General features: G+C 63.0%; 1 pseudogene. It reads left to right on the top strand.

Features of this window, described 5'->3' with window-relative positions:
- Nucleotides 1-273 (top strand): annotated as a pseudogene (locus SB772_RS41035) (hypothetical protein); the annotation flags it as partial.

The raw sequence follows: 273 nt of genomic DNA on the forward strand, positions 1-273 counted from the left end.
GCCGCCTGAGCGCCGACTCGACCGACGCGGTGAACGGCTCGCAGCTCTTCTCGACGATCCAGGAAACCAGTGCGAACACCACTACGATCAACAACCTGACGTACAACATCACGAACGGCAAGATCGGCCTCACCCTGCAGGACGAGGACACGCGAGACATCACCGTTGCGAAAGACACCGACGGTGCGAACGTTGACTTCACGGGCACGGCCGGTGCGCGTCAGCTCATGGGTCTCGCGAACGGCATTGCCGACAGCGCGGCCGTGAACGTGG

Source organism: Paraburkholderia sp. SIMBA_030, from assembly GCF_046535245.1.
In the GTDB taxonomy this organism is placed as follows: domain Bacteria; phylum Pseudomonadota; class Gammaproteobacteria; order Burkholderiales; family Burkholderiaceae; genus Paraburkholderia.